This window comes from Sulfitobacter rhodophyticola, from assembly GCF_041281685.2.
Classification (GTDB): domain Bacteria; phylum Pseudomonadota; class Alphaproteobacteria; order Rhodobacterales; family Rhodobacteraceae; genus Sulfitobacter.
In genome coordinates this window covers 3,744,657-3,766,690 of the sequence record NZ_CP166251.2, presented here as the reverse complement: position 1 = coordinate 3,766,690, position 22,034 = coordinate 3,744,657, and the positions used below count along the sequence as shown (strand labels likewise).

The window sequence follows — 22,034 nt, the reverse complement described above, 5'->3', positions numbered from 1 at the left end:
GTCAGTTGGCGCGTTTTAGACCGATGGTTGGGCATTGGAAAGGGCGCGGCGCTGTTTGCGTTCGCGCAGGACTGTATAGATGCCGGAGGCGACGATGATGGCCGCCCCGGTCAGTGTCAGCGCATCGGGGGATTCGCCGAAGATCGTCACGCCGATGATCAGTGCGAACAGAAGGCGGGTATAGCGGAAAGGCGTGACAAAGCCCACTTCGCCCACGCGCATGGCCGCGACGATGGCGTAATAGGCGAAGAGCCCGATAAAGAGCGCGCCGCAGAAGTAGGCCAGCGTGGCGCCCTGCGGGATCACCGGGCTTTGGTCCGTCGCCCACAGCATGATTGGCCCTGCCGGGATAATTGCGCTGAACCCCAGAAAGCTCAGTTGCATGGAAGTGATGGCAGGCGGCACGCGCCGGGTCGCCAGATCACGCAGCCCCAGCGAGAAGACGGCGATGACCGCCAGCAGCGACAGCGGCTCGAAACTGTCCATGCCGGGGCGGATGATCAACAGCACGCCGAAAAGACCGACGGTGATCGCGCTCCACCTGCGCCAGCCCACCGCTTCGCCCAGAAACAGCGCCGCCCCCAGTGTCACCACCAGCGGTGTGGCCTGCAGGATCGCGGAGGCGCTGGAGAGCGGCGTGAAGACGATGGCAGAAACGAACGCCATGGTGCCCGCCAGTTCCCCGATGGCGCGCAGGGCGATGGGGATGCTGCGCATGCCCGGGGCAAGCAGACGGTCGCCTTGCAGCCGGACCACGGTGGCAAAGACCACCGCACCACCCACGCCCAGCATGAACAGGATCTGCCCGATGGGCATGACGTCAGCGACCAGCTTGATGAACATGTCCTCAAGCGCGAAGCCCAGCATGGCAAGCACCATCAAGGCCGCGCCGCGCAGGTTGTCCATGGTTATGATCCTTTCCGGGATGATCGTGGGGCAGGGATGCAAGGTTTGGCGGGCAAGGGCAAGGGGGCGTCTGGCGGGACTTCGTTCCGGGTGGTAGGAGCGGTGTCATGAAAGCGCATCGGGGCAGGGACACGGTTTTGCAAACGGCTGTCACGCTGGTACTGGGCGCGCTGGGGGCGGGTGTGGCATGGGCGGTGGATGCCCCGGTCTACGTGTTGATCGGGCCTGCGCTGGCTGTGACTTTGGCGGGTATTGCGGGGATGCGGACGGGGGTCGACCCGGTGCTGCGCGCGGCTTGTTTTGTTCTGCTGGGAACGGCGGTGGGCGCCGGGTTTGACAGCAATGCGCTGGCCGCGATGCTGCGCTGGCCGCTGGCGTTCCTGTTCATGGCCGGGGTGATCTGGGCGATCATGGTGCTGTGCCGGCACGTGCTGGTGCGATTCTTCGGGTTTGACGCCAGATCGGCGATGCTGGCGGCGGCACCCGGACACCTGAGCTATGTCACCGCGATGGCAGTGGAGACTCATGCAGATGTGGCGCGCATATCGGTGACGCAGTCGGTGCGGCTTTTGACGCTGACGCTGGTGGTGCCTTTTGCGGCCATGGCCATGGGGGTCGAGGTGACGGGTGGCATGCTGTTGCCGGGTGGGGTGATGCCGCCCGTGCCTTTGGTGATCGTGATCGGGCTGGGCGTGGGGCTTGGGCTGTTGTTGGGCAGAACCCGCGTGCCTGCGCCGATGCTGCTGGGGCCGATGATCGTTTCAGCGCTGGCGCATCTGTCGGGTGGGGTGATGGGCAGCTTGCCTGCTTGGCTGCTGTTGCCTGCCTATCTGGTGTTGGGATCGGTGATCGGCACACGGTTTTCAGGCGTGCCGCTGGCGCGGTTTGCAAGCGGGCTGGGCGCGGGGCTGGTGATCACGCTGATTGCGGTTGGGATGGCGGCGCTGGGGGCGGCGCCGGTGGCCTGGGCGCTGGAGATGCCGCTGGCACATGTTCTGGTGGCTTTCGCGCCGGGCGGGTTGGAGACGATGATCGCCATGGGCGTTGTTTTGGGCGTGATCCCCGGATTTGTCGCCGCCTGCCACATCGCGCGGCTGATGGTGCTGTCCGTCTATCTGCCGATGATGCTGGCGCGGGTCAGGGTATAGGGGCCGACACCGGTTTGCCCGGTATCGGCTTTCGCTGTCCCGCCGGGGTCAGCCGGCGATCACACCACCGTCTTCCCGTGTGACCACCACGACAGAAGGGCGCGGCGGCATGTTGGGGTTGAAATCCGGCCAGCGGGTGGCGGGATCCTCAAAGGTGGAGTCACGTTCGAACCCGGCGAAGTCCTTGGTGCCGTCGGTGCCGGGGTGCTGCACGGCAAGGAACAACGTCCTGCTTTCGTCCGCGAAGTAGGGTCCGCAAAGTTCCCCCCCAACAGGGCAACGGAAGAACAGCTTTGAATGGCCGCGCAGATCGCCCTCCGTCTCCAGCGCGTAAAGGCCGTCCGATTTGCCTGTTCGCCCCCAGTTGGAACCTTGGTCAGTGGAAATCCACAGCCGCCCCGCGTTGTCGAAGGCGCAATTGTCCGGGGAGCCGAACCAGCCATTCTCGGACGTTTCCGGGTTCCACATCGCGCCAACTTCCTCAACCTTCGGATCCCCGCACAGAACAAGGATCGACCACGTGCCCTTTTCCGCTGAGTGGTTGCCGCCGTCTTCCCTGATTTCGATGATGTGGCCAAAGCGGCTTTCGGCGCGCGGGTTGGCGGCATCGGTCTGATCTGCCGCGCGGCGGCTGTTGTTGGTCAGCATGAGATAGGCGGTGCCGTTCGGGCCGGGCTGTGCGTCTTCGGGGCGGTCCATGGGAGTGGCCCCCAGGGCATCCGCCGCAAGGCGCGTGTCAATCGCAACATCCGCCTGGCTTGCAAAGCCGTTCTCGGCCGTGAGGGGGCCTTGCCCGTGGACCAATGGCAACCACTGCACTGTGCCGTCGGCATCGAAGCGGGCCACATAAAGCGTGCCGTCGGACAGCAGAGATGATCCGAAGTGACTGTTCGCTTTAGTCACCGGATCGGCGGAGACCCATTTGTACTGGTAGTCGAAACGATTGTCGTCGCCCGAGTAGATCACCAGACGGCCATCCGCGGCGATCGTCGTTTCAGCCCCTTCGTGGCGAAAGCGCCCCAACGCGGTGTGCTTGATTGGCATCGCGTCGGGGTTCAGCGGATCGACCTCCACGATATAGCCGAACCGGTTGGGTTCATTGGGTTCCTTGTCGATGTTGAAGCGGTCGTGATACTGGCCCCAGGCATACCAGCGCCCCGGCACGCCATAGCGGTCCATGCTAGCGGCCTCGGGCTGGGCGGAGATATCGGGCTTGCCTTCGGCATCCAGCACATCGGACCAGAAATAGCCGTGGAAGTTCTCCTCCGCCATCAGGTAGGTGCCCCATGGGGTCATTCCGCCCGCGCAATTGTTGATGGTGCCCAGAACGGTCATGCCCGCGGGGTCCGCGCTGGTGCGCAGGCGGGGGTGGCCCGCGGCAGGGCCGTCCAGGGTCATGGGCGTGTTGGCGGTAATGCGGCGGTTGGCGGGGTTGTCGCGGTTGATGGCCCATTTGCCGTCCGCGCCCTTCACGATCTCGAAAACCGACCCGCCGTGCGCGGCCATCTCGATATCGACCAGGTCTGCGGTCATGCCTTCGAAATCGGAACGGTCCTGACGGCCCAGGCCCGGGAACATCACCTCTTCGTTGGTGTATTCGTGGTTCACGCAGAGCATGCCGCGCCCCGGTTCCGTTTCCGCAAATCCGACGTAGTCGTTGTTGTAGCCGAATTGCTGCGCCTGCGCTTCGGCGCTTTGGTTCATTACGTCGAAATCCGGGGCATCCGCAGTAATCGGATCGCCCCAGCGCACCAGAATATCCGCGTTGTAGCCTTCCGCGATGTGATGATCGACGTCGTTGCCCCATTGCAATTCGTCAAACACATAGCGGCTGTCCCGTGCTGAAGCGGCGGCGACCTGTCGGGGCGCGGTCAATGCCGTTGCACCGAATAGCGACGCGGTCGCGGCCACGCCGAGCGATCCGCGCAGGAAGTCCCGCCGCCCATAGCGCTGCTGGATCACATCGCCGATGGTGCGGCCCAGATGGGGATTCGTGGGGATGTCGTCGAAGGCCTCGAACGCCTCTGCCTTGTTGCCGTATTCCGTGCTTTGAATGATGTCCTTGCGATCCATCGCGTGTCTCCCTGGGTGTGAATGCGCGGTTATGGGGGAGGAGGTAAGACCCGACTGCGACGCTGCCACGTAGGTTATTTGAAGGTTTTGTGAAATTTCAGGGGGGATTGGTGTTTTGCGTCGGGGCAGGGGTGCCGCATTCCGGAAGGGAAACCAATGGCGCGGCCCTATTCCTTCAGGCGCACGAACAGCCGGTTGCCGTCCTTGCGGGTTTCCAGCGCATCGAGCGCGGCGACAAGCGCGCTGAGCTTTGCGAAACCGAAACTGCGACTGTCAAAATCGGGGTGGCGTGCCTGAATGGCCTGACCGATCTGGCCGAGGTTGAACCAGCCATCCTCACTGTCGATCTTCTCAAGCGCTTCGCGAAAAAGCGGGAGCGCCTTGGCGGCCTTGCCTTTGGGCTTCGTGCTGATTGGGGTATCGGGGTCGGGGATATTTTCGATCAGGATGAAGCGGTTGTAGACATTACGCAGGGCTTCGTTGGTTTTCGCCTCCCCGATCCCGTAGACGGTCAAACCCTCCTCCCGCAGACGGTTGACCAGTGCGGTGAAATCGCTGTCGGAGGAGACGATGACAAAGGCGTCAAAGCGCCCACTGTGCAGGATGTCCATCGCATGGATCACCAGCCCGATGTCGGTGGCGTTCTTGCCGCGTGAATTGGCGGTTTCCTGATGGGCGACAAGGCCCAGGGCGTGAATGGGGTCTTTCCACCCCTTCAGGCTTTCGTTGGACCAATCGCCATAAACGCGGCGCAGCGCCGGTTCACCAATGGACTGAACCTCGCGCATGATCTTGCGGGCATGGCGCGCAGGCACGTTGTCGGCGTCGATCAGGACGGCAAGAAGGGGGCGGTCGGTCGGGGCCATTGGGTGTCCTTGTCTTTCGCGCGCGCCGGCCTGATGGCGGCGGCCTTGGGTCATTCCTTCTTGATCGGTACGCCGTAAAGCTCCAACCGGTGGCCGCGCAATTCATACCCCAGCTTTTGGGCGATACGTTCCTGCAGGGCTTCGATCTCTGCGTCGACGAATTCGATCACGGCACCTGAATTCATGTCGATCAGGTGGTCGTGGTGGTCACGTTCGGCGTCTTCGTACCGCGCGCGGCCATCGCCGAATTCCAGCTTGTCGAGGATGCCTGCCTCCTCAAACAGTTTCACGGTGCGATAGACCGTTGCGATGGAAATCCCCTCATCGAGGCCGGAGGCGCGTTTGAACAGCTCCTCCACGTCGGGGTGGTCATCGCTGTCTTCGATCACCTGCGCGATGATGCGGCGCTGGCCGGTCATGCGCAGGCCTTTTTCCTCGCAGCGTTTGATGATTGTCACGGTCATGGGTCTGCCTGTCGTCATTGCAGCGGTTTTAGCGGGAATGGCCGGATGGGGCTAGGCACGTTTATTTGTCACACCTTGGCGCTGCGGTGCGGCGGTGGTTGACTTATGCCGCGCAGCGCCCCATGTGGGGGTCAAGCGATGCCTCTGCCGCGTGAGCAGTGTCGGTGCCAGCCTTTTGTTAACCAAGAGTGTGTAAGTGCAGACCGGCGACAAGGCCCGCTGTTGTTCCCAAAATCACGCGTGGGGCCAGACGCCACGGACAGGTGTGGGGCAGTTGGCCCGACACTTGCGATCCGACTGGCGACACCCATGAGCGGCGCGATGATGCGCCGTGACCTAGATTTAGGCGGGGCCGAGGGCCTGCGCCGGAAAGAGACTATGAGCGATTTCGACATGATGGATCTGCCATCGAAACTGGTGGACCGTCTGCAGGCGATGGGCATTACGGACCCCACGCCCATTCAAAAACAAGCCATCCCCCATGCGCTGAACGGGCGCGATGTGATGGGGCTGGCGCAAACCGGCACGGGCAAGACCGCGGCCTTTGGTGTGCCGCTGGTGGCGCATATGCTGGAGAACCCCAAGCGCCCCGCGCCGCGCACCGTGCGCGCGCTGGTGCTGGCACCGACGCGCGAATTGGCGCAGCAGATCATGGAAAATCTGAAGGGCTTTTGCGAAAACACACCGTTGAAGGCGCAGATGGTCGTGGGCGGACAGAACATCAATCCGCAGATCAAGCGGCTGGAGCGGGGCGTGGACATGCTGGTGGCGACGCCGGGGCGTCTGCTGGACCTGATTGACCGCCGGGCGGTCGTGTTGTCAGAGACACGGTTTCTGGTGCTGGATGAGGCCGATCAGATGCTGGACATGGGGTTCATCCATGACCTGCGCAAGATCTCCGGCCTGATCCCGAAAGAACGTCAGACGATGCTGTTTTCGGCTACCATGCCCAAGCTGATGAACGAGATTGCCGCAAGCTATCTCGATCGTCCGATCCGGGTTGAGGTTTCCCCTCCCGGCAAGGCGGCGGACAAGGTCACGCAGGAGTTGCACTATATCGCCAAGGCGGAGAAGACGAACCTGCTGATTGAGCTGCTGAGCGCGCACAAAGAAGAGCGGGCGCTGGTTTTCGGGCGCACCAAACATGGCTGTGAAAAGCTGATGAAGACACTGGTGAAAGCGGGGCTTGAGGCCGCGTCGATCCACGGTAACAAGTCTCAGGGCCAGCGGGACCGCGCGATTGCAGGTTTCAAATCCGGTGACATCAAGGTGCTGGTGGCCACGGATGTGGCCGCGCGCGGTTTGGACATCCCGGATGTGAAGCACGTCTACAACTACGAACTGCCCAATGTGCCGGACAATTACGTGCACCGCATCGGGCGGACCGCGCGGGCCGGCAAGGACGGTGCGGCGGTTGCGTTCTGCGCCCCGGACGAGATGGAAGAACTGATTTCCATCCAGAAGACGATGGGCATCCGCATTCCCGTGGCGTCTGGTCGCGCGTGGGAGCCGTCGGAGATCCCCGACAAACCCAAGAAGGGCGGCGGCGGTCGCGGGCGTGGACGCGGACGGCCCGGTGGCGGTGGCGGTCAACCTGCCGGAGCCAAGTCCGGGGGCGGCAAGCCGGGTGGCGCGCGCAGACGGCGTCGCGGCGGTGGCGGTGGCAAGCCCGGCGGCGGCGGTCAGCGCGCCGCCTGATGCGCAAGGCAGCGCTGGTCGTGTTGTACCCGGTGGTGGCGATCCTTGTGATCGTGCCACCGCTTTTCGCGGCCTACCTTGGCGCATTGTGCATGAACCCCACGGGCGCGTCGTGCCGCAGGCCCGATCTGGGCGACTGGTTCGCGGGGGAATTGGCTGGCATCTGGATGCCGCCGTTCGGTCTGGCCGTGGTCCTGTGTTTCGTAATCGTGCGGCTGCACCGCGCTGCAGGCGGGGAAGACGGTTGAGCGGCGGATGCTGCGGTCTCGATGATTGGCAGCCATCGGGAAAGAGCGGGGGCATTTCCTGTCCCCGCCCCACTAGCATGCGATGGTATTGCTTAGATGAGCCGCAAAGCTCAGATTGCTCCTGCGGCCTTTGCCCTAAGCGGTTAGCGCCAGTGCCATCATGAGCAGCCCGCCAAGGCCTGCGATCCAAGCAAGCGTGCGTAGAAACGGCACACCGAATAGATACAGAGGCACATAGATGATCCGCGCACAAACGAAGATCATTGCACCCAGCACGGCACCAGCAGCATCCAATGACAGCAAGGCGAGCGGCAGAAACATGATCATGGCTTCGGTTACATTGGCCAGTGCACGGTCGGCGCGTCCGCAAATGATGGACGCCTCGGGCATGACATCGCGTGATTTCATCGCCTCGGGGCTTCCCCGGTAGCGAAAAGCGACAGGCAGTAGCGTTTGAATGAAATACAGTAGAATGGCGGTTAGAATCCAGAAAGTCATTTGAGGTCTCCATGTGAATGTGACGCACAAATGCGCTCCGCCATATCCCAAATCAATTCCCTCACAGGGAATGGCGGGGTATGTGTATTGTTGCTACGCATAGGTATGAATACCGGCTCTCCCACGCCATATTTCGGTGATTTGCTGCGGTCGTGGCGAACAGAGCGGCAACTGTCGCAGTCTGAACTTGCCCTGACGGTTGAGACACCATCGCGCCACATCAGCTTTCTCGAAACAGGCAGGTCCAAACCATCGCGTGATATGGTTTTTCGCCTGTCCGCTGCTCTGCAAGTTCCGTTGCGGGATCGAAACCTGTTGTTGCGCGCGGCTGGCTTGGCTGATGCCTATGCCGTGCATGATATTACAAGCAGTGAAATGTCGACGATCCACGGGGCCGTGATCCGGCTGATGACGGCACATGACCCTTACCCGTCCTTTGCGATTGATCGCTCCTGGAACATTGTCGATATGAATGCATCCGCACAGTTTCTTGTGGGCCAACTGATAGGTGTCGCTGCGTCATCGGCTGAGGCGCGCCTGAACATTCTTGATCTTGCTTTTGATCCCCATGGGTTGCGGCCCCACATTGAAAATTGGGATGATTTCGCGCGACAGACAGTGCAGCGACTGCACCGCGAAGCTCTGGGTCCATCGGATTTGAGAAATGCGATGGACAGGATCAAACAACACCCGGATCTGCCCGACCGATGGTGGAATTTTGACGTAAAATACACGCCAAACCCGGTCTTTCCGATTTGCCTCAATATCTCGGGCACTCAGCTTGAGTTATTCTCTGTGATTGCCTCGATAGCGATGCCAACAAATGCCTTGGCGCAAGAGCTGCGTGTCGAAACCTTCTTTCCTGTCGATGAAGAAGCTGAGGCTTTGTTGTTGAGCTTGAACAGCGATCGTCAATAGGTGCCGATCTAGAAGACCGAAACGAAGGTATTGAGCTGCAAAGGTCAGAAAGCCGCCATTGGATTAAGCTACTCCAAAGACGGCAAAATCCCGCATCTGCGGCCAATAGGTCGCAAGACCGCCTTGTCCCGGTTTCTTGGGACGCGCCGGATGCTTTTGTCGCGGGCGGTGGGAAAGGCTCTCAACAACTGCTTTTTTGGCATCGATCATGGATTGGAGTGCTGCAAGACACGGCTGCTGCGTCGCGCTTCCAACGCTCGGATAAGCCGCGTCAGTCGTCGCGTCCGGGTTCATTCGGATTGCAGGAGAACAAGGCGATTTTGTTGCCTTGAGGGTCGCGCAGGTAGCCGACATAGAAGCGCGGTCCATACGAGGGGCGGAAGCCCGGCTGGCCCTCGTCAGAACCGCCTTCCGCAAGGGCCGCGGCGTGGAGTTCACGAACCTGGGCTTGATTGCGCGCCTCGAATGCGACCATCGCACCGTTCCCGGCGGATGCGGGGCGTCCATCGAAGGTCGGTTTGACATAGAAATCCGGCAGAACGGGAGACTGGCCCGGCTCCACGGGCAGCGCATAGCTCAGGCCTTCGGGACCCTCTTTCAGCCGATAGTTCAGGGCTGGCAGGAACGCCGTGTAAAACCGTTTTGCGCGCGCGATGTCGTCAGCACCGACGGTGACGTAGGCAATCATGCTGCGTGTTCCTTTCCGAAAACTTGGGAGCTGCAAGGGATTTACTGCACCAAGGGATCCAAAGCTACCAGTCATAGAGTGTCGAGAGCCGCCCCTTGTCTTGCCGCAGCACAGGTCGGGATTTTCCGCGCCTCAGCCGGTCCATGCCATGATGCCGCGCCCGCAAGACAGGAAAAAAGGCGCGCTGTGGATCAGCGCGCCTGATGGAAAGTGGAGCGTGCCAGCCCCTCAGGTATAGAGCGACGGGACGCCCATCTGGTCATGAATGGCATTCACGTTTTTGGGGTCCATGCCAAAGCTCTGCGCCAGCTTGTGCAGGTATTGCGCTTCCTGCTGGGTATCGAGGTCGATGCCCAGAAGCGACATGGCATAGACCTGTGCTTCGAGCCCCTTGGGTGTCTGCGCCACAAGCCCGTCAACATCGACAGGGGCCTGCATCTGTTCCTGAACGAAGGCGGCTTCCTGTGCGTCCACGTCGCCCAGGCGGCTCAGCAGTTTGTCGCGTTCGCCTTCATCGAAGGTCCCGTCGGATTTCGCGGCCTGGATCATCGCTGACAGCATCAGCGCTGCTGCGGCTTCCTGATCGCGGGAGGGTTCAATCGCGGGTTCGGGTGTGGCGTCGAACTGGGAGTTCAGCACCTCGCCAAAGCTGCGCGTGTTGTCCGTGGGGCGTTGCTGCACTGCACCGCCCGCTGCACCACCCAGAAGGCCGCCAAGACCGCCACCCGAGGCCAGACCGCCCAGCAGACCGCCCAGACCTCCTGCGCCAGCGCCGCCCCCGGCACCGCCAAGCTGTTCCAGCAAGCCACCGAGGCCGCCGGGCGCGCCGCCTGCGCTGCCGCCTGTGCGACCACCCCCCAGGAGACCGCCAAGCATGTCCTCAAGACCGCCGCCCGCGCCGGGGCTGTGCGCGCCTGTGTGGCGCTGGGCGCTGCCGGCCGTGGCAGCGCCACCGCCTGCCAGGCTGCCCAATAGGCCGCCAAGGCCGCCGCCAGCGCCACCGCTTTGGCCCTTGCGCATCATCGCGCTTGCGCCCTTGGCCACCGCCACACCAACAGCCACCTTTGCCAATGTCTTCATCAAACTCATGCAAAATCCCCCTTAAAACAAAACGAGTCACTGCGCACTGTGACAGGTTTTGGGCGTATCCCTAGGGGAAAAATCCCCAACCCGCGGCATCGGTGTGCCACCGCGCATGGCAGCCGCATTGACAAGGCGGCGCACGTCGCCCCTTGTGGCCGAATGGAACGCAAAGACCACATGGACCTTTTTGGCGCGGCCGCGCTGATCGCTTTTGCGTTGCATCTGGCTTTCAATCAGGTGGTGATCAAGGTCACCGCAGGCGGCTTCGGCCCGGTCTTTGCGGCAGGTATCCGGTCTGTCGGGGCGGTTGCGGTGCTGCTGCTGTGGATGCGCGTGCGGGGGATCAGCCTGCGCATCCCACGGTCGGCCTGGCCGGGCGGATTGCTGGCCGGGGTGTTCTTCGCGGCAGAGTTCTTTTGCCTGTTTCTGGCCCTTGATCTGGGAACGGTCAGCCGGTCGTCGGTGATCTTCTATACCATGCCTGTCTGGCTGTCGCTGATCGCGCACTTCGCCCTGCCGGGGGAGCGGCTGACCCCGATGCGGTCGCTGGGGCTGATGCTTGCGGTGGCGGGGGTGGCGCTGGCGCTGCTGGACCGGGACAGCGGCGGTGCAAACTGGACGGGTGATCTGCTGGCGCTGGGATCGTCGTTCTGCTGGGCGGGGATTGTCCTATGCCTGCGGATGACCGAATTGTCAAAGGTGGAGCCTTCGCAGCAGTTGCTGATACAGGTGCTCGTTTCCGCGCCGATCCTATTGGTGCTGTCGCTTTTCATGGGGGATTTCATCCGCGACCTTGCGCCTATCCACTTCGCGGGACTGGCGTTTCAGATCATCGCCGTCGCCAGCCTTGGCTTCGTGGTCTGGTTCTGGCTGATGAAGATCTATCCGGCGTCTTCGGTCGCCTCCTTCAGCTTTCTGTCGCCGGTGTTTTCGGTGATCCTGGGCTGGCTGCTTTTGTCGGAAGAGGTCGCGCTGTCGGTCTGGGGGGCGCTGGTGCTGGTGGCCAGCGGCATCTATCTGATCAACCGCCGTCCCCGACAGCGCCGCCGCGGCGGGGTATTTGAAAAAGGATGAAGATCAGGTGCCGCAGAACGTGGCGGGCACGATTTCATCTGATGTGGGCGGGCGGTGCAGGTCCGGATCGGTTTCGGTAAACGGCGTGGCCAGCGCCTTTGACAGCCGTTCGAACGGGGCCATGTCACCTGCGACGGCGGCTTCGATCATCGCCTCGACCCGGTGGTTGCGCGGGACTACGGCAGGATTGGTGCGTTTCATCAGCGCCTGCGGGTCGGGTTCGGCCTTTATCCGGTCCTGCCAGTTGGCGGCCCATGCGTCAAAGGCCTCCCGATCGACGAAGTGTTCACGGGCCGCATCGGTGCCAAGGGCGCGGAACGTATTGGTGAAATCCGCGCCGTCCTCCTGCATCAGGGCAAGCAGGTGTTCGAGAAGTTTCACATCCGCGGCAATCGGGGTGGAGATGCCAATCTTTGCAGCGAAGCGGCTGAGCCAGTTCGCCTCGATCTGTTCCGGCATCGCGTGGATGATGGCGGTGGCTTCTTCGACAGCGGCGTCACGGTCATCCACCTGCGCGATAAGCGCTGTGGCCAGTTGCGCCATGTTCCACACCGCGATGTTGGGCTGGTTGCCGAAAGCATAGCGGCCCATCTGGTCGATGGAGGAAAACACGCGGTTTTGCGCAAAGGCGTCCATGAAGGCGCAGGGGCCATAGTCGATGGTTTCCCCTGCAATGCTGGCGTTGTCGGTGTTCATCACGCCGTGGATGAAGCCGTGCGCCATCCAGGCGGGGATCAAGGCGGCCTGGGCGGAGCAAACGGCGCGCAGCAGGTCCATGGGGCCTTGCGCCTCCGGATAGTGGCGATCGATGGCGTATTGGGTCAGCGTCTTGAGATGTTCGACCTCACCGCGCGCGGCGAAGATCTGGAAGGTGCCGACGCGCAGGTGGCTGCGCGCCACGCGGGTCAGCACGGCACCGGGCAGCGCGCCCTGTTCGCGCCAGATACTTTCGCCGGTGCTGACGGCAGCCAGTGCACGGGTCGTTGGGATGCCGAGGGCGTGCATCGCCTCTGACACAAGGTATTCGCGCAGCACCGGACCCATCCACGCGCGCCCGTCGCCCATGCGGCTGTAGGGTGTGGGGCCGGAGCCCTTGAGTTGGATGTCACGGCGGATGCCATCGGTGCCGATCACTTCACCCAGCAGAATCGCGCGTCCGTCGCCCAGTTGCGGGTTCCAGTTGCCGAACTGGTGACCAGCGTAGAGCTGGGCGAGGGGGGCGGCGTTGTCAGGCGTTTCGTTGCCCGCGAAGACCTGTGCTGCTTCAGACAGATCGCCCACTTCAATGCCCAGAACCGCTGCCAGATCGTGATTGAACGCCAGCATCTGCGGCGTCTTCACCGGCGTGGCGTTCAGCCGGGTATAGAAGGCATCGGGCAGGCTGGCATAGCTGTTGTCGAAGGGAATCTGCATGGATCAGAGCTTTCGGGACATGAACATGTACCGCTCGCGCGGCTGGAACCCGGCCCGGCGGTAAAGGGCGACGGCAGCGGCGTTATCACGGTCCACTTCAAGGTGAATGGCCTTGAGCCCGCCAGAGGCGAGGGCATTGGGCAGGGTCAGCAGGGCTTCGGTTGCAATGCCGCGCCCGCGCACGCCGGGGCGGATATAGAGTTCGTCGATGATCGCGTCGAGGCCACCGAATTCGATGGACCATCCGAATGTGATCACGATGTAGCCGATGGGCGCGCGCGGTGGCCCGACGAGGTAAGCGCAACCGTGTGGTATACCATCCAGCAGCGGGGCAAGACCCGCGCGGCGGGCGTCATCCGACATCTCGATGCCCTGTTCGGCATGGAAGGCCGCCACCAGCGGCAGCAGGCGGTCGATGTGGTCTGGTGTGGCAAGGGTGAGGGCGGCGCTCATAACCGGGCCAGCCGTTCGGTCAGCAGGGCAAAGAACCCATCTGCGTCTATGTCGCCCATGAAGGTGGCGTTCGGCGGGCGGCCCGAGACGCGCCACCAGTCGGCGACGGTCATGCCCATGGTGAGTTCTGACCCGGTCTCAATCTCCACGTTGATGTGGCGGCCGGTGAAAAGGTCGGGATTGATCAGGTAGGCGGTGACGCAGGGGTCATGCAGGGGCGCGCCTTCGGAGCCGTATTTTTCCTTGTCGAAGCGTTCGAAGAAATCGGTCATTTCGGCGACCGCGATGCCGACGGGTGTGCCAAGGGCGCGGAAGGCGTCGTTTCGGGGCTTAGTCACCAGCACCTTGTGCGTGACGTCGAGGGGCATCACGACGATTGGTGCGCCTGATCTAAAAACGATATCAGCGGCTTGCGGGTCGACGTAAATGTTGAATTCCGCCGCCGGGGTGATGTTGCCACCCTGGAAATAGCCACCGCCCATAAGCACGATCCTGGCGATGCGTCCGGCAATATCAGGTGCGCGTTCAAGGGCCGTGGCAATGTTGGTGAGCGGGCCGAGCGGGCAAAGCGTGATCGTGCCAGGGGCGTGGTCGCGCAGCGTGTCGATGATGAAATCGACCGCGTGACCCTCGGCCAGCGGCATGGTCGGGTCGGGCAGGTCGGGACCATCCAGCCCGGTCTTGCCGTGCACATGTTCCGCCGTCACCAGATCGCGGCCCATGGGACGGTCGCAGCCTGCATAAACGGGTACATCCGTCTTGCCCGCCAATTCACAGACGATGCGTGCGTTTTTCGATGTCAGTGACAAACGCACGTTGCCCGCGACACAGGTGATGCCAAGGACGGTCATGTCCTCGGGGCTGGCCAGAGCCAGCAGGATGGCAACAGCGTCGTCCTGTCCGGGGTCGGTGTCGATGATGATCTTGCGGGGGGTCACGGGGGCGGCGTCCTTTATTTGCGGCTCGGGTCTGAGATAGGCGGTTTGGCGATGAAGCGAAAGGGAGGGCGCGCAGATCGGCGGGTTAGGGCCTTGCCGCTTTCTCTGCCGCCTTGACCGCGTCCCAAAGCGCATCCATCTCTGCCAGATCGCTTTGATCGGGGGTCTTGCCGATCTCTGCCAGCCGCGCCTCCACTCCGGCGAAACGGCGGGTGAACTTGGCATTTGCGGCGCGCAGGGCGGCTTCGGGGTCGATCTTGAGGTGACGGCCGAGGTTGGCCATCACAAAGAGCAGGTCGCCGAACTCCTCCTCGATCTCGTCCTGTGAAAGGGTATCGCGTGCCTCGACCAGTTCGGCGGCTTCTTCGGTGATCTTTTCCAGAACCTCGTCGGTGGAGGGCCAGTCGAAACCGACGCGGGCCGCCCGTTTCTGCAGCTTGTAGGCGCGCAGAAGGGCGGGCAGGCCGACCGCCACACCATCAAGCGTGCCTTTCTGCGCCTTGTCTGCGCGTTCGGCGGCCTTGATCGCCTCCCAATCGGCGGTTTGCTGTTCCGCGGATTTTTCGCGACTTTCGTCACCGAAGACATGCGGGTGCCGCGCGACCATCTTGTCGGCGATGTTGCGGACGACCGATTGAAAGGTGAAATGCCCGGCCTCTTCGCCCATGGCGGTGTGATAGACCGATTGCAGCAGCAGATCGCCCAACTCGCCTTCCAGTTCGGCCCAGTCACGCCGTTCAATCGCGTCGGCGACTTCATAGGCTTCCTCGATCGTGTAGGGGGCGATGGTGTCAAAATCCTGCTCTATGTCCCAGGGACAACCGGTCTGGGGGTCGCGCAGGCGGCGCATGATTTCCAGCAGGCGTTCGATGCCTGCGTCGCTGTCGTGAATGAGGGTGTCGTCCGGGCGCGAGTCGGCCATTGCAGCTTGGTCCTGTCTGGTGTCAGATGGACCGTGCAAAACCGCTGCCAAGGAGTCCACCCCATGCCTGTCATCAACCGCATCGCCGATTTCAGTGCCGACATGGCCGCCTGGCGGCAACATCTGCATACGATTCCCGAACTGGGGCTGGAATGTCATCAGACGGCGGCCTTTGTTGCGGACCGGTTGCGGGAATTTGGCGTGGACGAACTGCATGAAGGGGTGGCGCAGACCGGGATCGTCGCGATCATCGAGGGGCGTGGCGATGGCCCGACGATCGGGTTGCGCGCGGATATGGATGCCTTGCCCATCGAGGAGGAAACGGGCGTGCCCTATGCATCGACCCATCCGGGCAAGATGCACGCTTGTGGGCATGACGGACATACCGCGATGTTGCTGGGGGCGGCGAAGTACCTCGCGGAGACGCGCAATTTCTCTGGCAAGGTGGCGTTGCTGTTCCAGCCTGCCGAAGAGGTTGGCGGCGGCGGCGAGATCATGGTGCAGGAAGGGGTGATGGACCGGTTCGGCATCACCGAGGTCTATGCGCTGCACAATGCGCCAAACCTCGAATTCGGGCGGTTTCACACCAATCCCGGCCCGATCATGGCGGCGGCGGATACGTTCACGATCAGGCTGACGGGCAGGGGCGGGCACGGCGCGCGGCCACATGATTGCGTCGACCCGGTGGTGGCGGCCTGCGCGCTGGTGCAATCGTTGCAGACCATCGTCAGCCGAAACCTCAACCCGATGGACAAGCTGGTGATCTCCACCACCCAGATCCATACCGGGACGACGGACAACGTGATCCCCGAAGAGGTCTATATCAACGGCACGGTGCGCACCTTCGACAAGGAGGTGCAGGCGATGGCGGTACGGCGGATGGAGGCGCTTGTGCAAGGGCACGCGGCAGCATTCGACCTCACGGCCGAGCTTGATTTCGAATATGGTTATCCACCGACAGTCAATCATGCCAATAATGCGGCCTTTGCGGTCGAGGTCGCCAGTGAAGTCGCAGGCGAGGCGGGCGTGGAGCCGAACCACACGCCCGTGATGGGGGCCGAGGATTTTTCCTATATGCTGGAGGCAAGACCGGGTGCCTACCTGATGCTGGGACAGGGGGAGGGTGCCGGCGTGCATCATCCGCTCTACAACTTCAACGATGAGATCGCGCCCATCGGCGCGTCGTTCTTTGCCCGGATGGTGGAACGCGCGCAGCCCGTGGCAGGGGCCTGACAGATGGCGCTGGAAGATGCGGCCAAGCAGGTCGACCAGGCATTCACCCGCGATGACCTGAAGGGGCAGAGTTTCGAGAATGCCTTTGGCGGGGCGACCTCTTTCCTGCGGCGGCGCTATACCAAGGATCTGCGCGGTGTGGACATCGCCGTGACGGGCGTGCCGTTCGATCAGGCGGTGACCAACCGCACGGGCACGCGATTGGGGCCACGCGCGATCCGCGAGGCAAGTGCCTTGCAGCCTTTTGATCCGCCTTACGGCTGGGATTTCGACGTGCTGAGCGAGTTTGCCATCGCGGATTACGGTGATCTGGCATTTGATTACGGGCATGTATCGAAGTTTCCCGCAGCGCTGACAGCGCATATCAAGGGCATTTTGGATGCAGGTGCTGCAAGCGTTGTGCTGGGCGGCGATCACTACATCAGCTTTCCGATCCTCAAGGCCTATGCGGAGAAATACGGCCCCATCAGCCTGTTACAATTCGATGCCCATTCGGACACCTGGCCGGATGATGACATGGACCGGATCGACCATGGCACGATGTTCTACAAGGCGGTCAAGTCGGGGCTTGTGGATGCGGCGACGTCCGTGCAGGTGGGGATCAGGACGACGAACGAGGATACGCTGGGCGTGACCACCATCGACGCGCGCGAGGTGCATGAAAAGGGTCCACAGGCGGCGGTCGAGCGGATCAAAGCAGTGCTGGGCGGCCGGCCCTGTTACCTGACGTGGGACATTGATGCGCTGGACCCTGCCTATGCGCCTGGTACGGGGACGCCTGTCTGGGGTGGACTGACGAGCGCGCAGGCGGCGATCATGCTGCGCGATCTGGCGGGGATCAACATCGTGGGGGGCGATGTGGTTGAGGTATCGCCGCCCTTTGACACCACGGGGGCGACGGCGATTGCCGGGGCGCATGTGGCAACCGAGATCCTGTGCCTGCTGGGCCACCGGATGCGCAGCGCATGAGCGGCAAGAACCAACCCATCAGCGGCAATGATCTGGCGCGGTTTTCGGGCCCGAACACCTTCATGCGGCTGCCGGCCGTGAATGACCTCAAGGGGCTGGATGTGGCGGTGCTGGGCATTCCGATGGACATCGGCACCTCGTGGCGGTCGGGCACGCGGATGGGACCCAAGCAGGTGCGCAGCGAAAGCGCGATGCTGCGGCCCTACAACCTGGCGACGGGGGCGGCACCCTTTGACAGTCTGCAGGTGGCCGATATTGGCGATCTGGCGATCAATACCTTTTCACTGAAAGACAGTCTGCGCATCATATCAGAGAGTTACGACAGCATCCTCACCTATGATGCGATGCCGCTGGCGATTGGCGGGGATCATTCGATCACCCTGCCGATCCTGCGCGGGATGGCGAAACGGCACGGGCCGCTGGCGCTGATCCATGTGGACGCCCATGCGGACGTCAACGATGAGATGTTTGGGGAGCGGGAGACCCACGGCACCGTCTTTCGGCGTGCCCATGAAGAAGGGTTGCTGGTGCCTGACAAGGTTTATCAGGTGGGCCTGCGCGGCACCGGGTACAGTGCCGATGACTTTGCCGAGGCTGCGGGATGGGGGTTCCAGCAGTTTCCGGCGGCGGAGCTTTGGGGGCGGGACCTGAGCACGCTTGGCAATGAGATCAGGCGCGATCTTGGCGATTATCCGACCTATCTGACCTATGACATTGACAGCCTTGATCCCGCCTTCGCGCCCGGTACCGGGACGCCCGAGATCGGTGGCCTGACCTCCATGCAGGCGTTGCAGCTGATCCGCAGCCTCAAGGGCGTGAACCTTGTCGGCGGTGATCTGGTCGAAGTGTCGCCGCCCTATGATCCGAGCGGCAACACCGCGCTGACCGGTGCGAATATCCTTTATGAGATGTTGTGCATCCTGCCCGGCGTCGCGTATCGGTGACACCGCAGCGCCGGGGTATTTTCAAAAGGATGAAGAGGGGGAGACGGATGACATTATTCTGGATCGTGGCTTTGGTGGTGCTGGCGGGAATGGCCTATGTCCGTCTTGCGCCGTCAGATCCTGACCGCTGGCACAGGCAGGCGTCTGTGACGGGCATGGAGCCGCGCAGGAAGCAGACCGGATATGTCTGGCGCAAGGAGGTTCAGGGTGACGGTATGGCGGAGCTTTCCGCGCTGGACCGGGTGATCATGAACACCCCCCGCACCACACGGCTGACGGGGTCGGTCGCTGCGGGGCAGGTGACGTATATAACGCGTACGAAGGTGATGGGCTTTCCCGATTACACCACGATCGGTGTATACGACGGCCAGATTGACGGCACCGCCGACCGGTATATTGAGATCAACGCGCGGCTGCGTTTCGGACGCTCAGATCTGGGGGTAAACGCCAACCGTGTTAAGGGATGGCTTTCCCAGCTCTGAGGACAGGCATCCTTCCTGCACTTCGCGCCACATCGGCACGTTCAGGGACATCTGGCATTGCGCCATGAACATCCGGCCATCGACCTGCAGGCAGATCGTTTCCCCCAACTCAATCCGGTTGTGGTTCTTGTCGGTGCAATAACAATCAATGGTCTTGCCGCCGGGTCCCACGACATCAGCAGAGGCAGGCGTCGCAGCGATCAACAGGACAAGGCTTAAACGTTTCATACTAATAATATAGCATGAAGCGGCCCTTGACCAAACCCTTCGCATCGGCGACACGGGAAAAATGATCCCCAATGACCGCCTTGAGCAGATCCTGCAGCGTTTTCAGTTCCTGGAAGCCTCAATGGCGGCTGGTGGCGATGGCGCGGATTTTGCAGGTATTGCAAAAGAATACAGTGATTTACGTCCCGTAGTTGAACAGATTGAGGCCTACCGCCAGCTGACCGGAGACATTGCAGAAGCCGAGGCGATGATGAGCGACCCGGAAATGGCTGAGCTGGCGCGCGACGAGTTGCCGCAACTGAAAGCGGCCCTTCCCGATGCAGAGGCCGCGTTGCAGCTTTCGTTGTTGCCGCGCGATGCGGCGGATGCCAAGCCTGCCATGCTGGAAATCCGGCCGGGCACAGGAGGGGATGAAGCGGCCCTTTTCGCAGCCGATCTGTTGCGGATGTACCAGCGCTATGCTGAGGCGCGCGGCTGGAAATTCGAGATGATCGAGAGCCAGATGACCGAACTGGGCGGCGTCAAGGAAGTGGTGGCCCATATCACCGGGGAAAACGTCTTTGCCCGGCTGAAGTATGAAAGCGGTGTGCACCGCGTTCAGCGCGTACCCAGCACCGAAAGCGGCGGGCGCATCCATACTTCTGCCGCGACGGTCGCGGTGCTTCCCGAAGCGGAAGACGTGGACATAGAAATCAATCCCAATGACCTGCGCATCGACACCATGCGGTCCTCCGGCGCGGGAGGGCAGCACGTCAATACCACCGATTCCGCCGTGCGCATCACCCACCTTCCCACCGGGCTGGTCGTGACAAGTTCGGAAAAATCCCAGCACCGCAACCGCGAGATCGCGATGCAGGTCCTGCGCGCCCGTCTTTATGATGCAGAGCGCGCGCGGGTGGACAATGAACGTTCAGCCGACAGGGCGTCGCAGGTCGGGTCGGGCGACCGGTCCGAACGGATCAGGACGTATAACTTTCCGCAGGGGCGGATGACCGACCACCGGATCAACCTCACGCTGTACAAACTGGATGCGGTTATGCAGGGCGATCTGGATGAGATTGTCGATGCGCTGACAGCAGATGCGCAGGCGCAGCAGCTTGCGGAGATGAACGGGTGAGCGCGCCCACCGCAGCGCAGGCGATGGCCGCGGCCGCCGCGCGGCTGCGGGCGGCAGGCGTGCCGGACCCTGCGCGGGATGCGCGGGTGTTGCTGGCCCATGCGGCATCCGTCGATGCCGCCCGTGTAACGCTGATCGCGCCGGAGGAGATCGCGCCCGAGATAGCGGAACGGTTCGATCATCTTGTGTCTTTGCGCGCGGTGCGGGTACCGGTCAGCCAGCTTGTCGGGGTGCGCGCGTTCTATGGCCGTGACTTTGCCATCACCCGCGATGTCCTGGACCCCCGGCCAGAGACGGAAACACTGATCGAGCGCGCATTGGCGCAACCGTTCGAGCGGGTTTTGGACCTTGGCACCGGGTCGGGCTGTATCCTGGTCACATTGCTTGCTGAATGCGCTGATGCGCGCGGCGTTGGCGTTGATCTGAGTGAGGCCGCCTGTCTGCAGGCCAGCGCCAACGCGGTGCGGCACGGTGTGGCGTCACGGGCAGATGTGCTGCAGTCGGACTGGTTTGACGCGGTGGAGGGGCGGTTCGACCTGATCGTCGCCAATCCCCCCTATCTGGCTGCAGAAGAGATGCAGGGCGTCGCGCCGGAACTGCGCGATCATGAGCCCCGCATGGCCCTGACCGACGGCGGCGACGGGCTGAGCGCCTACCGGATCATCGCGGACGAGGCGCAAGGATACCTTTCAGCGGCGGGTCGTGTGCTGGTTGAGATTGGCTGGCAGCAATGCACTGCGGTTGCGGAGATTTTTACCCGCGCAGGCTGGGGCGGGGTCAGCGTTTGTCAGGATCTGGACGGGCGCGCGCGGGTGATCTGCGCCGAATGGCCCGCCTGACTTGACCGGATACCTGCGAATTACCGGCGGAATTGCGCGAATTTGTGGACTTTTGCGCTTTTTGACACGTTTTTACCTTGCTCCACCCCCACGGGCATGTTTATTCAAAGGTGTTGCAGCGGTGGATGTCTCTGACGGTCCCGCGCGGCGTTATGCCCAACATATTGCTATTCCCGGGTGACGAGAGGCGACAGCACGCCAGCCCGGTGCGTTAAAATCAACAGCATACAAGGCTGATCACGTTCCATGAAGTCTACCAGATCACGGTCCCGGTCGAAGAATAACCGCAACCGTCAGAATCAGGGCGGCAATGTCGTCAACCGTGTTTTCGACAGCTCCGGCCCCGAGGGCAAGGTGCGCGGCACACCGCAGCAGGTGATTGAGAAATACAATCAGCTTGCCCGCGATGCGCAGCTGAGCAACGACCGCGTCGCGGCCGAGAACTTCCAACAGCACGCGGAGCATTATCTGCGCATGCTGGCCGAAGCGCAGCGCGAGATTGACCAGCGTCGTGAGGAGCAGGAACGCCAGAACCGGGAGCGTCAGGCGGATCGGGACCGCGAGCGGGCCGAACGCCAAGAGCGTGAAAGCAACAATCAGGGTGGCCAGCAGCCCCAGGGAAATGCCCCGGCAGAAGGCAAGGACGGCGGTGACGGCGGCGAAGACAGCAATCTGGTTGATACCCCGGAAAACAAGCCCAAGCAGAAACGCCAGTCGCGCCGTAAGCCCAAGGCCAAGCCGGAAGGCGAGGCAGGGGATGGTGGGGATCAGACCCCTGATGGCGGAGACCAGCCCAAAGCGGCTGAGTGATCCTACGTTGATATTCTGAACG

General features: G+C 62.4%; 24 protein-coding genes. 12 read left to right on the top strand and 12 right to left on the bottom strand.

The annotated features are described in order from the left end of the window. Positions 1 to 15: 15 nt before the first annotated feature. Complete coding sequence (locus AB4X18_RS19575; RefSeq protein WP_370401642.1) at positions 16 to 906, bottom strand: DMT family transporter; 891 nt, start codon at positions 904 to 906, stop codon at positions 16 to 18. Between the two features lie 107 nt (positions 907 to 1,013). Here AB4X18_RS19575 and AB4X18_RS19570 point away from each other — a divergent pair, with 107 nt between their 5' ends. Next, entirely contained in the window at positions 1,014 to 2,054 is a 1,041-nt protein-coding gene (locus AB4X18_RS19570) for an AbrB family transcriptional regulator (protein WP_370401641.1), read from the top strand. 48 nt (positions 2,055 to 2,102) lie between these two features. Here the strand turns inward: AB4X18_RS19570 and AB4X18_RS19565 are convergent, their stop codons facing one another. The 3 genes from AB4X18_RS19565 to AB4X18_RS19555 form a co-directional block, all read right to left on the bottom strand. Then, positions 2,103 to 4,127 carry a PhoX family protein gene (locus AB4X18_RS19565; protein WP_432816937.1) on the bottom strand — a complete coding sequence of 675 codons (2,025 nt, stop codon included), beginning with the start codon at positions 4,125 to 4,127 and terminating at the stop codon, positions 2,103 to 2,105. A gap of 167 nt (positions 4,128 to 4,294) precedes the next feature. Then, on the bottom strand, positions 4,295 to 4,993 hold the full coding sequence (locus AB4X18_RS19560) for an NYN domain-containing protein (RefSeq protein ID WP_370401640.1): 699 nt from the start codon (positions 4,991 to 4,993) through the stop codon (positions 4,295 to 4,297). A gap of 50 nt (positions 4,994 to 5,043) precedes the next feature. Then, on the bottom strand, positions 5,044 to 5,457 hold the full coding sequence (locus tag AB4X18_RS19555; protein ID WP_370401639.1) for a Fur family transcriptional regulator: 414 nt from the start codon (positions 5,455 to 5,457) through the stop codon (positions 5,044 to 5,046). Between the two features lie 378 nt (positions 5,458 to 5,835). Between AB4X18_RS19555 and AB4X18_RS19550 the strand changes: the two genes are divergently transcribed. Beyond that, positions 5,836 to 7,155, top strand: coding sequence for a DEAD/DEAH box helicase (locus AB4X18_RS19550; RefSeq protein WP_370402544.1), 1,320 nt, complete (start codon positions 5,836 to 5,838; stop codon positions 7,153 to 7,155). Continuing rightward, entirely contained in the window at positions 7,155 to 7,403 is a 249-nt protein-coding gene (locus tag AB4X18_RS19545; protein WP_370401638.1) for a hypothetical protein, read from the top strand. Before AB4X18_RS19550 ends, AB4X18_RS19545 begins: the two co-directional genes overlap by 1 nt. A 135-nt stretch (positions 7,404 to 7,538) precedes the next feature. On the opposite strand, the gene AB4X18_RS19540 is transcribed toward AB4X18_RS19545, so the two are convergent. Next, positions 7,539 to 7,901: an MAPEG family protein gene (locus AB4X18_RS19540; protein WP_370401637.1), complete on the bottom strand. Its 363-nt coding sequence runs from the start codon at positions 7,899 to 7,901 to the stop codon at positions 7,539 to 7,541. A 30-nt stretch (positions 7,902 to 7,931) separates the two neighbouring features. Here AB4X18_RS19540 and AB4X18_RS19535 point away from each other — a divergent pair, with 30 nt between their 5' ends. Continuing rightward, positions 7,932 to 8,819: a helix-turn-helix domain-containing protein gene (locus AB4X18_RS19535; RefSeq protein WP_370401636.1), complete on the top strand. Its 888-nt coding sequence runs from the start codon at positions 7,932 to 7,934 to the stop codon at positions 8,817 to 8,819. A gap of 271 nt (positions 8,820 to 9,090) precedes the next feature. Here the strand turns inward: AB4X18_RS19535 and AB4X18_RS19530 are convergent, their stop codons facing one another. Continuing rightward, on the bottom strand, positions 9,091 to 9,507 hold the full coding sequence (locus AB4X18_RS19530) for a VOC family protein (RefSeq protein WP_370401635.1): 417 nt from the start codon (positions 9,505 to 9,507) through the stop codon (positions 9,091 to 9,093). A 228-nt stretch (positions 9,508 to 9,735) separates the two neighbouring features. Beyond that, positions 9,736 to 10,596, bottom strand: coding sequence for a tellurite resistance TerB family protein (locus AB4X18_RS19525; protein ID WP_432816936.1), 861 nt, complete (start codon positions 10,594 to 10,596; stop codon positions 9,736 to 9,738). Positions 10,597 to 10,749: 153 nt separating this feature from the next. Here AB4X18_RS19525 and AB4X18_RS19520 point away from each other — a divergent pair, with 153 nt between their 5' ends. Further along, positions 10,750 to 11,664 carry a DMT family transporter gene (locus AB4X18_RS19520; protein ID WP_370401633.1) on the top strand — a complete coding sequence of 305 codons (915 nt, stop codon included), beginning with the start codon at positions 10,750 to 10,752 and terminating at the stop codon, positions 11,662 to 11,664. A gap of 3 nt (positions 11,665 to 11,667) precedes the next feature. Here AB4X18_RS19520 and AB4X18_RS19515 read toward each other — a convergent pair whose 3' ends face one another. From AB4X18_RS19515 to mazG, 4 genes are all read right to left on the bottom strand, one after another. Next, positions 11,668 to 13,077, bottom strand: a complete 1,410-nt coding sequence (locus AB4X18_RS19515; protein WP_370401632.1) for a protein adenylyltransferase SelO — start codon at positions 13,075 to 13,077, stop codon at positions 11,668 to 11,670. A 3-nt stretch (positions 13,078 to 13,080) separates the two neighbouring features. Continuing rightward, positions 13,081 to 13,530, bottom strand: a complete 450-nt coding sequence (locus AB4X18_RS19510) for a GNAT family N-acetyltransferase (protein ID WP_370401631.1) — start codon at positions 13,528 to 13,530, stop codon at positions 13,081 to 13,083. Continuing rightward, entirely contained in the window at positions 13,527 to 14,468 is a 942-nt protein-coding gene (locus tag AB4X18_RS19505; RefSeq protein ID WP_370401630.1) for a nucleoside hydrolase, read from the bottom strand. The genes AB4X18_RS19510 and AB4X18_RS19505 overlap by 4 nt, the downstream gene beginning before the upstream one ends. Positions 14,469 to 14,553: 85 nt before the next feature. Then, a complete protein-coding gene (gene mazG, locus AB4X18_RS19500; RefSeq protein ID WP_370401629.1) occupies positions 14,554 to 15,390 on the bottom strand; it encodes a nucleoside triphosphate pyrophosphohydrolase in 837 nt (278 codons plus the stop codon). A gap of 63 nt (positions 15,391 to 15,453) precedes the next feature. On the opposite strand from mazG, the gene AB4X18_RS19495 reads away from it, so the two are divergent. Genes AB4X18_RS19495 through AB4X18_RS19480 form a run of 4 tightly spaced genes read left to right on the top strand, consistent with a single transcriptional unit; the run spans position 15,454 to position 19,018 of the window. Next, complete coding sequence (locus AB4X18_RS19495; RefSeq protein WP_370401628.1) at positions 15,454 to 16,623, top strand: M20 aminoacylase family protein; 1,170 nt, start codon at positions 15,454 to 15,456, stop codon at positions 16,621 to 16,623. 3 nt (positions 16,624 to 16,626) lie between these two features. Further along, entirely contained in the window at positions 16,627 to 17,592 is a 966-nt protein-coding gene (speB, locus tag AB4X18_RS19490) for an agmatinase (protein ID WP_432816935.1), read from the top strand. Further along, entirely contained in the window at positions 17,589 to 18,536 is a 948-nt protein-coding gene (gene speB / locus AB4X18_RS19485; RefSeq protein WP_370401627.1) for an agmatinase, read from the top strand. Before speB (AB4X18_RS19490) ends, speB (AB4X18_RS19485) begins: the two co-directional genes overlap by 4 nt. Before the next feature lie 47 nt (positions 18,537 to 18,583). Further along, on the top strand, positions 18,584 to 19,018 hold the full coding sequence (locus AB4X18_RS19480; protein ID WP_370401626.1) for a DUF1499 domain-containing protein: 435 nt from the start codon (positions 18,584 to 18,586) through the stop codon (positions 19,016 to 19,018). Here the strand turns inward: AB4X18_RS19480 and AB4X18_RS19475 are convergent. Further along, positions 18,965 to 19,246, bottom strand: a complete 282-nt coding sequence (locus tag AB4X18_RS19475; protein WP_370401625.1) for a hypothetical protein — start codon at positions 19,244 to 19,246, stop codon at positions 18,965 to 18,967. The genes AB4X18_RS19480 and AB4X18_RS19475 overlap by 54 nt on opposite strands. Before the next feature lie 61 nt (positions 19,247 to 19,307). Between AB4X18_RS19475 and prfA the strand changes: the two genes are divergently transcribed. From prfA to AB4X18_RS19460, 3 genes are all read left to right on the top strand, one after another. Beyond that, on the top strand, positions 19,308 to 20,363 hold the full coding sequence (gene prfA, locus AB4X18_RS19470; protein ID WP_370401624.1) for a peptide chain release factor 1: 1,056 nt from the start codon (positions 19,308 to 19,310) through the stop codon (positions 20,361 to 20,363). Beyond that, positions 20,360 to 21,202, top strand: coding sequence for a peptide chain release factor N(5)-glutamine methyltransferase (gene prmC, locus AB4X18_RS19465; RefSeq protein ID WP_370401623.1), 843 nt, complete (start codon positions 20,360 to 20,362; stop codon positions 21,200 to 21,202). Before prfA ends, prmC begins: the two co-directional genes overlap by 4 nt. A 246-nt stretch (positions 21,203 to 21,448) precedes the next feature. Next, positions 21,449 to 22,012: a DUF4167 domain-containing protein gene (locus AB4X18_RS19460; RefSeq protein ID WP_432816934.1), complete on the top strand. Its 564-nt coding sequence runs from the start codon at positions 21,449 to 21,451 to the stop codon at positions 22,010 to 22,012. Positions 22,013 to 22,034 lie beyond the last annotated feature (22 nt).